Raw genomic sequence first — 12,883 nt, forward strand, 5'->3', positions numbered from 1 at the left:
TGGCACCTAATGTTTTATTTAATGGATGATAAATTATACAACCAGATTTTTTTAAAACCTCGTTTTCAATTAGAGTATGAAATAAATTCTCAGGTTTTGTTAGAAGAAATAAAGAAGCATTTAAACGATGTTTCTAAGTACAAAATGAAGGTTGTAGATAATCATGTGGTTATTGATGTACCTGAGAAGGAATCGCATTTATGGTCACCGCAATTGCATATTGAAATAGAAGAGGTTTCAGAAACTTCATCAAATATAAAAGGTTTGTTTGGTCCCAAACCTCAAGTGTGGACTTTTTTCATGTTTTTACACTTTTTGGTGGGAACAGCTTTTGTGATTTTTGCCATTATAGCTTACAGCAATTGGACGTTAAAAAAAATAACGATGCTGCCTATAGTAATGCTGGTTGTTTTACCTATTGTATGGGTTGCTTTATACTTGTTAGGAAGCCTAGGGAAATCAACAGGAAAAAAACAAATGGATGAATTGAAAGAGTATACGAAACAGTTATTACGAACAATAAAAAGAGGCTAGTCTTTGTATCCAAATCGTTTTAATTGACGTTCGTTAGATCGCCAATTTTTATTGATTTTTACATGTAAATCTAAAAAAACCTTTTTATCAAAAAATTGTTGAAGGTCTTTACGAGCTTCAGTTCCAACACGTTTGATTGCACTTCCTTTATGTCCGATAATAATTCCTTTTTGTGTTTCACGTTCTACCATAATAACAGAACGAATCTTTATAATATTATCTTCTTCAACAAAGCTTTCAGTTTCAACTTCTACAGAATAAGGGATTTCCTTTTTATAATGTTGAAGAATTTTTTCACGAATTTTTTCATTCACAAAAAAACGTTCAGGTTTATCGGTTAACTGATCTTTTGGGTAAAAAGGAGGAGAATCTGGTAAAAGCTCAATAATTTTATAAAAAACGGTATCTACATTAAAGTTTTCAAGAGCAGAAATTACATACACAAAAGAATTTGGAACCTTCTTTTTCCAGTATTCAATTTTAGCTTCAACCTCTTCTTGAGTCGATTTATCAACTTTGTTTAACAGCAAAATTACTGGAATTTTGCTATTAATTATTTTGTTGAAAAAAGCTTCGTTTTTAAGAGCTGTTTCACCAACTTCTACCATGTAAATAAGAACATCGGCATCTTCAAAGGCAGATTTTACAAAATCCATCATAGATTCTTGCAACTCATAAGCTGGTTTTATGATTCCTGGAGTATCCGAAAAAACAATTTGATAATCGTCTCCATTGACAATCCCCAAAATACGATGTCTAGTAGTTTGCGCTTTTGAAGTGATGATAGATAGTTTTTCACCAACTAGTGCGTTCATCAAGGTAGATTTCCCAACATTTGGGTTTCCAATAATATTTACAAATCCTGCTTTATGTGTCATGATGCAAAGATAGGTTGTTTTGTGTAAGGAGTATTTATTTTTTACATGCTTGTTATTTAAAGGGATATATTTATATGAAAAATAAATGCTTTTTTATTTGGGCAGAACAAGAAAAAGGATGTATATTTGCAACCGCAAATCGCGGGATAGAGCAGTAGGTAGCTCGTCGGGCTCATAACCCGAAGGTCACAGGTTCGAGTCCTGTTCCCGCTACTAAGCAAAGGTTTTCAATTAAATTGAAAACCTTTTTTTGTGATTAAAAATTCGTGTTGACATGTTTTAATATTTAAACACAATTCTTATGAAATTTTATTTCAAGTCTTAGAAAGCCTAAACCCATCTCAATTTGTTCCCATTTGATTATGTTTTACTGAATTGTATTGATAATAGTGTTGATTTTTTTGTTTTATGATTTGAGTGTAACCAAGTAATAACCATCTTTTATTATATTTTATTAAGAGAAATGTTGATTTTCTGTTTAGTTTGTTAAGATGTAGTTCCATCTTTAGAATGAAAGTAAGGATTATTTGCTTTTTATTTGGATAGTACAAAGAAAAAGATGTATATTTGCAACCGCAAATCGCGGGATAGAGCAGTAGGTAGCTCGTCGGGCTCATAACCCGAAGGTCACAGGTTCGAGTCCTGTTCCCGCTACTAAGCTAAAGCTTGTTAAATCAACGGATTGTTTACCACAATCCGTTTTTTTATGTCTTTATCTTTCTTACTTTTACGTACCGTAAATGCTAGCGTAAACGTTTTTAATATGAAATTGAATTTTTCAGAGCCTAAAATATATACAGGTGGAGTACGAATTTCAGAGTGGTCGAAGTTGACAAAATCTGAAAAAGAAATTGCATTAAAAAAGGATTGGTTTGTATATTATTCTTATAGAAACCCTAAAACTCAAAAATTACAAAGGCAGCCACATATTAAGGCAGGAGTTAATAAATTAAAGACAAAGCAAGAACGAATCGCATTTTTACGAACAATGCAAAAAGCGTTACTAGAGTTATTACAAGCAGGATTTAATCCATATATAGATAATTCAGAGCTAGAAGCTGAACTTTTCGGTGATGCTAGTAAAACGCAATCTTCAAATATTGCCCAATCTAAAATGTTGTTTGGAGAGATTGACGCTATAAATCCTTCGTTGCCCATAGCACCACTACCAAACACAAATTCTTGATTTTTATGTGTAAAAGCGCCTTTCACAATATCAATCTCTGTCCAAATATCATCATTGTATTTTTCTAAACTTTCAATAGATGTATCACATAATGGTGACCAATATTGTCTTGTTTTTTTAGTGTTTGAATAACAAACGCTATTTGTGTTTCCAATTATGATTTCGCCATCACCCATAATGATGCAATCATAACCAGGAAGATAGCCTTGTTGCCATTTTTGTTGTATTTTGGGGTGCATTGTATATTCTAAATCATTAAAATCTATGTGTTCTACTTCTGCTATAAAGTGTTCAGGCAATAGGTCTAAAAATTGTTTTACGGCTTTCATTTTTGATGAAATAAATTCTAAATTATTGAGTTTTGAAAGCGCTATTTTTTCTGCTTGTTGGGGTTGTAATTCATCGTTAAAAGAACTACAAAGTTGGTATTTAAAATGAATCATCTCATCCCCTATATCCATACTTATTAAAGCGGCTAGAAAGTGAGGTTTCCCTGTTTTGTATGACCACTGGTAATCATCAAAATCCAACTCTAATCGCCATTGACTATTGCGTCCCCAAGCAGCATATTCAGATTTATGAACAATAGGTAATGGATTTCGAAACTTCTTTTCTTTAAGTATTTTGTTGAATAAAGGACTAATATCTTCTTTCAATTTTGGCAGTTCTGCTCGTAATAAGGCATTAAGTTCAGTATAAAATTTACTACGTTTTACGTTTTCTAGTCCATTCATAGTTAGATTGTTTTAGTCCAATTTTTATAGAACCAATCCGCTTTTGTTGGGATTTGATGCTCTTTACAATCAAAAGTTTCCTGTACAAAGAATAATTTATTGGCTTTTATTCTTTCTTCTGTCCATAAGTCTAATAAATCGAATTTACTTTGTATTTGTTTCAGCTGCTTTTTATAATTTTTAAAACAACACAATGACCCGAATATCCCGTTTCCTACAGGATGATAGTTAGAGAACTTACAGCTTAAACAGGTTTTTAAATAAATATTTGGTGGTAGTTGATTTTGAAGTGCAATGAGGGCCTCTTCCATCCATTCCAACTTATTTTCGACTATAAATTTTCCGAAAGAAGCGTTTAGGGTTAAGCTGTTAATTTCATGATCCAAGCTGTCTATAGTTGCGTGCTCTCCAACTACTACAGTTACAATTAAGTGTTCTGTAACTGTTTGGTTAGTTGTGGCATTAAAGAATTGAATAAGAAATATAATCTTGAGACTAAAATTGGTGATATCTCCCGAACCATCGGCAAACATATTGTAATCAAACTTGGTATTGTCAATGCTGTTTGTCGTGAGTTGATCAAAATCTCCTCCATAAAAATCAATGCCTCTAATGGTTGAAAACAACACACTACCATTAGATTTTATGATAATTTTTTCTGTTCCTCTTTTGTCTTGGTATGTGGCTTTGTATTGACGCATTAACCTATTATTTATATCCATATATAGTGATAATATCGCCATCTTGCTCAAAAGGAATGTTTAGTTTATTTAATAATTGAATCAATTCTTTGGTAGCATCAATAATTTTTGATGGTACTAAGCGACCTTGGTGTATTTGTTGGGTTGCTCTGATTTCTAGCCATTCAATAGTAAAAAATGTAGGCAAGCCTTCTTCCCAAAAACTTGACCAATCTCCTTGGTATTTGGGTGGGTCTTTAAAGTCTTTAAAAGTGAATGCAGCTTTTTCCTGTAAGATTAATTTTTCGTTATACGCTGGAGGAAATGGTAACGAATCTATGTTTTGTTGTAATTCGAGCCACTTGGTATCATTCATTACAGACGAGAGGTTTCGGCTTTCAACAATTTTGTTTACTTGTTGTTTCAGTTTTACAATATCTTTATCGTTTTCTGTCAGGTATTTGTACTTTTCGAATAATGATAAGCCAAGCGAATCTACAGTTGCATAAATATTATGCTTTTCCTCGGTTTTCATAGGTTTAATTTTTATTGGGTGTTTTAATCACTATTTGACCAAGTTAATATTCCGCTTAGAGGATATTTATTAAATCCTTTCATTACATCATTTTTTTGAGATTTATTGATTTTTATTCTAATCCAAGCCTCGTGAGATTCTGTTAATCTATTTACATCAACCTCTATTATTTCGTTTAATCCATATCTGAATAAAATCGAATTTATTTTGTCTACATCTTCATAGTCAATTCCTTTTATTGCTCCATTACCATTATATTTTGTACCAATAAAGTAATTTATTAATTCTATTTCGGGACTTTTAAACTCCAAATTCTCTTTAGAGTAGTCATTAGATAATGGCAAAAATATTCCTTCAATTTTCGGATGCAAACAAGCAGTTCCACCAGTTTGGTTTGAAATCATTATTCCAGTCGGATACTCAATTATTATTCCGAGTCCAACAGAATCCCATATTTCAATTAAAGGTTGATTCATTTTCTTTATTTTATTTTATTTTGTCTTATCTTATATATCATTATTACTTACACAACATGTAAGTAATAGTTGTTTGTTTATTATTGATAGTTAATTGATTGATATTCAATTTTATTGCTTTTAATGTAATCTTTTAGTTTGTCAAGGTTTGTCCACAAATAAGAGGAACCGTATTGACAAATATAAATGCCGTCATTCTCAAAGACGATAGTTACGTTTGGTAATTTTCCATTATTTTCAGCTTCTCTGAATTCCCAAAATACCTTATTGTCAAACTTGTACTTTTTGTCAAAAGTTATATTGTCCAAAAGCAAAAATTGGATGTCGTTAGTTTGTTTGTTAGGAAGTTTTGCTCTTAATTTATATTCGAACCCCATTTTAGTCGCCTAATATTTTGATATCTAAATTTTTGTCTGAAAAATATTTCAATAATGTTCTAAATTCTAAAATGTCGATTATTTTTTACTTATCCATGTTTAAGTTTGTTTTCTCAATATAAATGTCAATTATCTTTACAAACATTTTTTGATTTTCAATGGTCAATTTTATGTCGCTATATGGGTCAATTAAAACGCCTGTCCAATTTTTATATTCAGTAAAAACTTCATAAAGATTTTTACACTTGTTATCATTAAGTCCGAACAAATATTCTTGGTTGTCAAGTCTGTGAAAATCTAATGCCATAGGTTTGTTTATGATTACAGGATTCTATTCAATATAGGTTCAATGTTTTTAGTTTGTTTTGTTAATGTTACATAAAAAGTAAAAGATAAATTGAGTTTAACAACTGTTATATTCACAAGTCTTCTTAAGGTTATATTTTTTTATAATTTCTTTTTCCCATGCTAAATATTCATCCTTAAAACTGTTAATATCACTTGGTATTCCTTTGGTCCAATACATGTTTCCGTGAACCAACAACATAGCCCAATGATATTCTAACTCATGGATTAGCTGGTACACATCTTCTAAAGTGTTTGGAGTATTTCTTAAGAAGCTTTGCTTTAGCTTTTCGTTAGCATTTTTATAGGAGATTTTTCCATATTTTACCATAATGTGCTTAATTAACTCACAAAACGAATAGTGATTAAAAACAAGGCTTTCGTCTTCATCTTTAAATGATATATTATCTTGTGGCGTTTTGTTTCCTTCGCTCATAAATATTTTTGTTTATCGAGATAATTCTTTCAACAACTCGATTATTTTCCCTTTCCCATACAAACGAATATAAACTCGATTTTTATCTTGATTATTTGTTAACTTTATTAACCACTCTTTTGTTTTGTCAAAAATTCCAACTGTAACATCCCCACTCTGATCAGCTTTATCATATTTTACGAGACTAGACATAAAACTTAAGTCTTCAAAATCAGATAATTCCCCTAATCCAACTAAGTCGGTTACTGCATTGTCAATTAGATTTATTTTAAACCAATAAACAGAGTCAATATTTTTACTCTTTTTTAATGATTTTCCGATTTTTTTCAGGAAAACATTAAGATTGGTTGATGCAAAATCCTCTTTAACATAATTAAATGGGCTTTCAAAAATTTTGTTTCCCTTTATAAAAGCATTAAGTGAAAAATTTCCACCTTTTATAATACTTTCTTTTATCCAGCTTTCAGTTTCTGCAAAATTCATGTTTTTCTTAAATTTACTATAATTGGGAGATTAAAATTCGTTTTTATAAATTTCCGTACACAACAATTTCGTCAGCATATCTCAATTGAGTATTAAACCATTTAATTAAATCTCTTAAAAACATTTCTACGTTTGGGTCTTTTGTTTTGATCGTAGCTATTCTTCCAACAATAATTCTACTTGTCTTATTATCAAAAAAGTTTCCACTAACGATATTAAAACAATTTTGTGTTTCTCTAGTGTTAGAATTAGTTAATGGAAAAACTGATTTAAAAGCATCGATAACATATTCAAAATCTTTAGTTTGAATAAAAAGACTTTTATCTCTTAAGGTTATATACTTATCAAGGCTTTCATTTTCTGCCCATAAAATAAATCCAATTTTATCAATTGGTTCATTAGGTGTAACTGTCAAGTAAAATAATTGTTCGTGAATTTTGTTTATAGATTTCTCTATGTCAAATCCACAAATTCTATAATATTTTTTAGCTATTGTTTCATTGCACTCTGCGAGTCTGCATATAGAATTGATATTGTTTCTATGAAACTCTTGTTCACAAGTCAATAAATCACCATCGTTATTAATTATCAATTCTTTGGCTAAATCCATAGGAATTGACAATCTGTTTCTAAGCTCTTTTATTTTTTGAAATTCTGTTTTTAGTTTCATTATTTCAATTCTAACCAACACTAAAATTTATGTTGCTGCGTTTGGTTTAATTATCTTTACTCTTTATTCCAAGTTGTGGATTATCTTCTCTCCAAAATATTTTTACTGTTCCATTAAAATCAAACCGTATTTGTAAAAAACCAGCTGTCTCCATTCTCATATAATCCCATCCCCATAAATGTTTGCCATTTCCATCATAATCATGACTCCATAAGTCGTGTCCGTTGTTTTTTAATATGGTTATTATTTCATCCACTTCTTGCCAGTATTCATCCCAATTTGTAAATGATTTCAATCTCTCAGTCAAATCAACTTCCAATCTTTCCAACATTAATTTACGTTCTTTGTTCTCAAGATTTTCTAAAATTGTTCTTTTATATTTACGATAATTGTTCATTATAATTTTTAATTACTGACGATGCTAAAATTCACGAAAGTTAGCATATTAAAACAGTGTATTATATTAAATTAAACTTTTCTAATGTCATTTTTATAACTTCATTATCTAATCTTAGAATCGGAAAATCTGCAATCAAATAAGGAGGATAACCTGAATCTTTAGAGTCATCATTTATTACATAGGATTCCGTTGTTCTATTTCTAAATCTTAATAAATAAACCTTAAGCCCATTAGAACAATAAAAATCAATTTCGTGGTTTTCCATAAATTCATCAGGTATTTGATGAATGTTAATTATCTTCCAGTTATCAAATTCTCTATCATATCCGTTTTGATATTCTGCACGTTTTTCAAATTCTTTTATTGTCATTTTTCAAATGTCTTGTTGTAACAGGCTTAAAAAATCAGAGGAATCTTCTATGCTTTTTTAGCATACGGATGATTTTGAGAAAATAATATTTTCTAAACTGCAATCTTTAATGTTGGTTTCACAAAAATGTGATTCCCAAAAAGTAACATTATCAAAGTCACAATTTCTAAACTGACACTGCTTAAATTCACATTGTTTGAAGGATACTTTAGCAAAAATTATATTTCTAAATTCTATTCCGAAGAATGATGATTTTTCAATAAAAGAGCTGTAATAATGCTGATTGATAAAAGTTTTTGCACTAAACTCTTTATTTGACGTTATCATTAATTTACTTACATTCTTCATAATTTCTAGTTTCAATGTATTCTTTTAATACAACTCTATTTCCCAATCTTCGTACGGAGGTTCTACTTTAAAGTTAGCATCGCAATACGAACGGATGTAATCTGTTGCTCGTTTTTCAGCATATTTTGCATTGAGCACTTCTCCGTTTTCATCCATTTCTATAACGTTGGCAAAAATGGCAAAGGCTTGTTCTATGGCACTGGGCTCTTCACCATATAGTTTTAGGTAATCAATACCTTTTAATTGGTAATGCGTACCACTTGCCATAAAATAGGCAAAACTTCTGAGTGCTCCGCTAAATGATTCGCTTAGTTTCATATATAATTTTGGTTGTGTTAGTCACTAAAAATACATCTTATACTCTCAATAATTTTCCAACAAGTATTATGGTCTAATCCCTTAGGCCTGTTTACTTTCCAATGCCCCATGCTTGCTTTTAAAGTTTCGTTGATGCTAAACAGTTGAAATGCCACTTCTTTTTCTATAACCGGTTTTTCTGTGTAATGTTCTTGTAAACACCGTAATGCTTGAAGAAACCGAGCAATTCGTTCTTCTTCTACATCGGCACTCATTCTAAACAAGGTGTCTAATCCATCGTCTGATTGATACTCTTTAGCAATGTGTTTTTTAGCTTCTTGAAAGTTCATATTGCGATGTTAGTTTTTACACAATTTAGGGATATATAATTTCAGTTGTTTTAATACTTCTGGGTTTACATTATCGCTATTCACTTCGTTATCTTCTTTTAATTTTATTCCAGCATCGCCATTTGAAGGGGTACAGGTAAAAAAATAAGATTCGTAATATTCCTCTGATAGAAGCTCATTGACATACATTTTTACTTTAAAGGTAACTTCGTGCGTGTTGTTGTTGCTTACAATTTTGTTTTGAGTATAGGTGATTGCACAACCAGAACCGCAGGAAATTACAAATGAATGATTTTCATTGGTTGGGTTATTTACATTCGTTGCTGAGACCAAAAATTCTCTAAACTCTAAATACTCAGGATCACCAGCAGGTCTAATACTATCTATTCTCCAGTTTATCATAATTTTTTGTTCATTACTAAACGTTCCTTCCCATTTATCATCACTAATCAACACAACTGTTTTGTCATTGTTTTTTACTCTAAATAGTACATCGTCATAATCCATATTGTTGAAATCTACAAAGACAACCGTATCAGTATAAATTCTTCCCCATTTCAATTGTTCATTAGGTCTTAGGCGACTTGTAAAATGGTCTGGAATCTTGTTTTCTTCTGTTTTTGAAAGAAGGTTTATTGTGTCTTTATTGTCTTCCGCTGTATTAATTATGGTGTTAATTTCTGTTTCAGTAGATTTTTTTGATGTGTTTTTACAAGATGTTAAGCCAATAATAAGCAAGAATATGTGGAGTAAAAGTGGAGTGGTTTTAGTTTTCATTTTGTTTTTTTATAGTTGATTTTAATCTATTTGTATCCATATATTTTTATTCCTTCACTGGATTCTTCGTATTCAAATTGTGTTCCTACTTGCAATGCTTTAGCAATTAGTTTGGTGTTTTTTGGGTATGAGTTTTAGGTGTAAGCCGTTCTTCTCTATTTTTTTGTTCTGTTTGTATTATGGAAGGAATAAATAACCATTCAATTTCTTTTAAATCAAAAATACCCCAATATGCTTCAATAAATTTTTTGTTGATGATATCTTCTATGTTGGGAATCACCATCTCTTTTGCGTTATCGTCTAATAAAAGTTTTATGTTCACTATGCATTTCGGGTCTATTTCTTTTACAATTGAAAATAACTTCTGCCACTTTGTAGTGTTCATAAAACTAACTTTTTTTATGATTTCTTCTTGTAGTTTCAGTTGATATGTATTAGGGGTTGACATCGTATTAATTTCAGATTCATCAATGATGATGTTAATTCGCTTCGTTTCCTTTATTTATAGGTTTTACCATCAAATTTTAATACCGATGTTTTAGTAGTAATGGTATCTTTACTAATACAACCACTATTTTCATCTTCAAAAACTATATTATTGGTGATTTTATGTTTCACTAAAATATCAAAATAACCATTGTTTTTTTCTTCTGAAATAATGAGTGTTCTTTTTTCGTTTATAAATTCACCTTCGCAATTACCATCCCATTCACCTCTATTGTCCAGTATTTCAAAATTATGTAGGACTTTCTGTAAATTGTTATTGGCTACTATAAACAAGGAAAGTTGCTCACTTTCGTAAGGATTTACACGCGAACTACCAACAAAATGGGTTTTAACGCCAAAAGCACGTTCGTTTTCTGTAATGGTACAGGGTGCTGTGTCTATGACTATTTCTAGTAGCACTATGGCATCTGACGTCCAGCCGTTTGTTTCAGCACTTTCAAAATAGTGAAATAAAACCTGTTTGTTTTCTATATTCACATAAGCAATATGAGTATCGAGCGAAAAGAAATGTTCTTCTTCGCTGCCTTCTACGATTTCGGGAATAACCACTATGGCTTCGTGCGGACGGTTAGGCAGTATTTTAAATGCTTGTAAGCTTGGTATTAGTTTTGAGTGGTCTATGTTTAATTCATTTATCACCAATTCATAAAATATTTCTTTGGTGTTTAATATTTTAAGTTTTCCGTTGGGTTCTATTCTAATAATACCGGTTTCTTCACCTGCCTTAAAATGGTAATTAATCGTAATGCGATTTGCTTCAATTTTTGATTTTGTACTAGTCCAATTTTGTATTTTTGCATCGTAAGCAACCATTTCTGAAGCAATGATATTTCCTTCTATGTCATAGTTGATAAGTCTCGATTCTATTTCCTCATCGCTTTGTATTGCTGTTATGACTACAGTATAAAAATCTTTAGATAACTTTAATCGGTATGCGTCAATGATACGATAATTGGATTTGAGGATATTCCAATTTTTATAAACTAGAGCCAGATTTAATGCTTCGGTATTTACTTCTTGATAATCGCCTTTATCTGTATGGCTATCAAACGAAGAGTTTTCGATAACAGGGAGATTTTTTAGTTTCAGTTTTAGAAATTCTTCTTTAAAGGTTGTAGTGGTGTGTTTTGACGGTTCTGCTGCCGCTTCAACAGCGTTTTCTACTTCTACAGTTTCTACCTTCTTTTCTTTGATGTTATTATTGCAAGAACAAAAGATTAGTAAGATAATTATGAGGTAAAGAAATTTCATTTTTAGTTAATTAAGTAGTGTTAGTCTTTGATTAGGACATTGTTGTTAATGGTATCTGTTTTAACCGGATATGCATCTTTGAAATACGTTAACGCACCGTAATAGCGAGTGATATCATTTTTATAAGCTTTGATATTATAGGTTGCCAATTTTTGAGTTTGATACATGCTCAAATCTTCCACAATCATACCGCCTAAATCTTCTTGGTTATCTATAAAATAAGACGTTCCGTAATCTTGAAATATAGATAGTTTTGAGTTCTTGCTATATGTGTAAAATGCCAATGTAGCATAAGGTGCTTCGTATGTGTTCTCAGAATATATTTTTTGATTGATTATTGGGTTTTTACCTATTACTTCAATTACCTTGCTTTTTATAATATTGTTTAAGGAATCTCGATCTTTAATGGGGTGTTTCACCAAATATAAATTGGGATAAACGGTAGATTGAATCATTTCCATTTTGGTGAAAAATAGACGGTTGAGGGTGTTGCCAATTATAGCAATAACTAACAATGCTGCTGCCACAATAATTCTCACTCTTTTTGCTGCAATCCACTTTAAAATTTTGTAGAGTAGAAATAAAACTAAACCAGCTAATAGGAGTAAAAAAATGATGAGGAGTATTTCCATTTTACTATTTTATTTGTTCCCAAACACGCATTGTAGTATTACAATATCCTGTGACCATATCTAAAATATCATCAGCTCCGCCTTGCAAGGTTTGGTTGGCTGGAGGTTCAATTTTTATTTTTTTTAATATTTCAATAGCTATATTTTGTGTCCTTCCAGAGTTTTTAAAAGTAAACAATACTTTTCTAACTTCTTCGTTAAAACAATTGCCTTGTTTAGCAAGTTCTAATAAGGTTTTATATAGTTGCTTGTTGGTCATTTATTTTTTTAAATTATATCAATCACTTTTTCTAACAGGTAATGTACTACTATTACAAAAGCAGTAACTATCATAAGAACTCCAAACTGAATAGAAATTAGTTTACCTTTATTTTTTAACTTCTTTTTTAAGTAAAAAACATCCAAAAGAATAAATAGAACAGCAATGACCAATCCAACGATTCCTCCAACGGTAACTAAGCCCCAGTTGTAGAACATATGGGCTAAATACCCCAATCCTTCTTTAGGTATATTATTAGCCCCTAAAACAATCCGCATATAGGTTATACCTAATGTTATGGAAACTATTGTCCATAATATATAAGTAAAAAGTTGTTTTAGTTTTTTCAAATTTTCAA

General features: G+C 30.6%; 22 protein-coding genes and 2 tRNA genes. 3 read left to right on the forward strand and 21 right to left on the reverse strand.

The annotated features are described in order from the left end of the window. Positions 1-21: 21 nt before the first annotated feature. Positions 22-534 (forward strand): ABC transporter ATP-binding protein, encoded by a 513-nt coding sequence (locus D6200_RS13200; protein ID WP_047790734.1) that lies wholly within the window; start codon positions 22-24, stop codon positions 532-534. On the opposite strand, the gene era is transcribed toward D6200_RS13200, so the two are convergent. Continuing rightward, positions 531-1,412 carry a GTPase Era gene (gene era / locus D6200_RS13205; protein WP_073181948.1) on the reverse strand — a complete coding sequence of 294 codons (882 nt, stop codon included), beginning with the start codon at positions 1,410-1,412 and terminating at the stop codon, positions 531-533. The two genes, D6200_RS13200 and era, sit on opposite strands and share 4 nt — an antisense overlap. 140 nt (positions 1,413-1,552) lie before the next feature. Between era and D6200_RS13210 the strand changes: the two genes are divergently transcribed. Next, positions 1,553-1,625 (forward strand) — tRNA-Met (locus tag D6200_RS13210). A gap of 368 nt (positions 1,626-1,993) precedes the next feature. Next, positions 1,994-2,066 (forward strand) — tRNA-Met (locus D6200_RS13215). A gap of 249 nt (positions 2,067-2,315) precedes the next feature. On the opposite strand, the gene D6200_RS13220 is transcribed toward D6200_RS13215, so the two are convergent. The 20 genes from D6200_RS13220 to D6200_RS13315 all read right to left on the reverse strand — a co-directional run bounded on the left by D6200_RS13220 (position 2,316) and on the right by D6200_RS13315 (position 12,875). Beyond that, on the reverse strand, positions 2,316-3,332 hold the full coding sequence (locus D6200_RS13220) for a hypothetical protein (RefSeq protein WP_073181944.1): 1,017 nt from the start codon (positions 3,330-3,332) through the stop codon (positions 2,316-2,318). Positions 3,333-3,334: 2 nt separating this feature from the next. Next, on the reverse strand, positions 3,335-4,054 hold the full coding sequence (locus D6200_RS13225) for a DUF6304 family protein (protein WP_073181942.1): 720 nt from the start codon (positions 4,052-4,054) through the stop codon (positions 3,335-3,337). Next, on the reverse strand, positions 4,041-4,547 hold the full coding sequence (locus D6200_RS13230) for a DUF6678 family protein (protein WP_073181939.1): 507 nt from the start codon (positions 4,545-4,547) through the stop codon (positions 4,041-4,043). The genes D6200_RS13225 and D6200_RS13230 overlap by 14 nt, the downstream gene beginning before the upstream one ends. A 23-nt stretch (positions 4,548-4,570) precedes the next feature. Further along, entirely contained in the window at positions 4,571-4,951 is a 381-nt protein-coding gene (locus D6200_RS13235; RefSeq protein ID WP_083574768.1) for a DUF6210 family protein, read from the reverse strand. A gap of 152 nt (positions 4,952-5,103) precedes the next feature. After that, positions 5,104-5,400, reverse strand: coding sequence for a hypothetical protein (locus D6200_RS13240; RefSeq protein WP_073181935.1), 297 nt, complete (start codon positions 5,398-5,400; stop codon positions 5,104-5,106). A gap of 85 nt (positions 5,401-5,485) precedes the next feature. Next, complete coding sequence (locus D6200_RS13245; protein WP_073181933.1) at positions 5,486-5,707, reverse strand: hypothetical protein; 222 nt, start codon at positions 5,705-5,707, stop codon at positions 5,486-5,488. 96 nt (positions 5,708-5,803) lie between these two features. Beyond that, on the reverse strand, positions 5,804-6,181 hold the full coding sequence (locus tag D6200_RS13250; protein ID WP_073181931.1) for a hypothetical protein: 378 nt from the start codon (positions 6,179-6,181) through the stop codon (positions 5,804-5,806). 12 nt (positions 6,182-6,193) lie between these two features. Next, positions 6,194-6,664, reverse strand: coding sequence for a hypothetical protein (locus D6200_RS13255; protein ID WP_073181929.1), 471 nt, complete (start codon positions 6,662-6,664; stop codon positions 6,194-6,196). A 43-nt stretch (positions 6,665-6,707) separates the two neighbouring features. Continuing rightward, entirely contained in the window at positions 6,708-7,334 is a 627-nt protein-coding gene (locus tag D6200_RS13260; RefSeq protein WP_073181928.1) for a hypothetical protein, read from the reverse strand. A gap of 46 nt (positions 7,335-7,380) precedes the next feature. Next, positions 7,381-7,731 (reverse strand): hypothetical protein, encoded by a 351-nt coding sequence (locus D6200_RS13265; RefSeq protein WP_073181926.1) that lies wholly within the window; start codon positions 7,729-7,731, stop codon positions 7,381-7,383. 61 nt (positions 7,732-7,792) lie between these two features. Further along, entirely contained in the window at positions 7,793-8,104 is a 312-nt protein-coding gene (locus tag D6200_RS13270; RefSeq protein WP_073181924.1) for a hypothetical protein, read from the reverse strand. A 57-nt stretch (positions 8,105-8,161) separates the two neighbouring features. Beyond that, a complete protein-coding gene (locus tag D6200_RS13275) occupies positions 8,162-8,452 on the reverse strand; it encodes a pentapeptide repeat-containing protein (protein WP_073181922.1) in 291 nt (96 codons plus the stop codon). Between the two features lie 24 nt (positions 8,453-8,476). Then, positions 8,477-8,770: a DUF7677 family protein gene (locus tag D6200_RS13280; protein WP_073181920.1), complete on the reverse strand. Its 294-nt coding sequence runs from the start codon at positions 8,768-8,770 to the stop codon at positions 8,477-8,479. 17 nt (positions 8,771-8,787) lie between these two features. Beyond that, positions 8,788-9,099, reverse strand: coding sequence for a hypothetical protein (locus tag D6200_RS13285; protein WP_073181918.1), 312 nt, complete (start codon positions 9,097-9,099; stop codon positions 8,788-8,790). 9 nt (positions 9,100-9,108) lie between these two features. Then, a complete protein-coding gene (locus tag D6200_RS13290) occupies positions 9,109-9,876 on the reverse strand; it encodes a hypothetical protein (RefSeq protein ID WP_125064427.1) in 768 nt (255 codons plus the stop codon). 106 nt (positions 9,877-9,982) lie between these two features. Then, positions 9,983-10,324: a DUF6678 family protein gene (locus tag D6200_RS13295; RefSeq protein WP_073181914.1), complete on the reverse strand. Its 342-nt coding sequence runs from the start codon at positions 10,322-10,324 to the stop codon at positions 9,983-9,985. Between the two features lie 50 nt (positions 10,325-10,374). After that, positions 10,375-11,634, reverse strand: coding sequence for a PA3715 family protein (locus D6200_RS13300; RefSeq protein WP_073181913.1), 1,260 nt, complete (start codon positions 11,632-11,634; stop codon positions 10,375-10,377). A gap of 20 nt (positions 11,635-11,654) precedes the next feature. Continuing rightward, entirely contained in the window at positions 11,655-12,266 is a 612-nt protein-coding gene (locus D6200_RS13305) for a hypothetical protein (RefSeq protein ID WP_073181911.1), read from the reverse strand. 4 nt (positions 12,267-12,270) lie between these two features. Next, on the reverse strand, positions 12,271-12,525 hold the full coding sequence (locus D6200_RS13310; RefSeq protein WP_073181909.1) for a hypothetical protein: 255 nt from the start codon (positions 12,523-12,525) through the stop codon (positions 12,271-12,273). Positions 12,526-12,533: 8 nt separating this feature from the next. Beyond that, complete coding sequence (locus tag D6200_RS13315) at positions 12,534-12,875, reverse strand: hypothetical protein (RefSeq protein ID WP_073181907.1); 342 nt, start codon at positions 12,873-12,875, stop codon at positions 12,534-12,536. Between the last annotated feature and the right edge of the window lie 8 nt (positions 12,876-12,883).

This window comes from Tenacibaculum mesophilum (genome assembly GCF_003867075.1).
Classification (GTDB): domain Bacteria; phylum Bacteroidota; class Bacteroidia; order Flavobacteriales; family Flavobacteriaceae; genus Polaribacter; species Polaribacter mesophilus.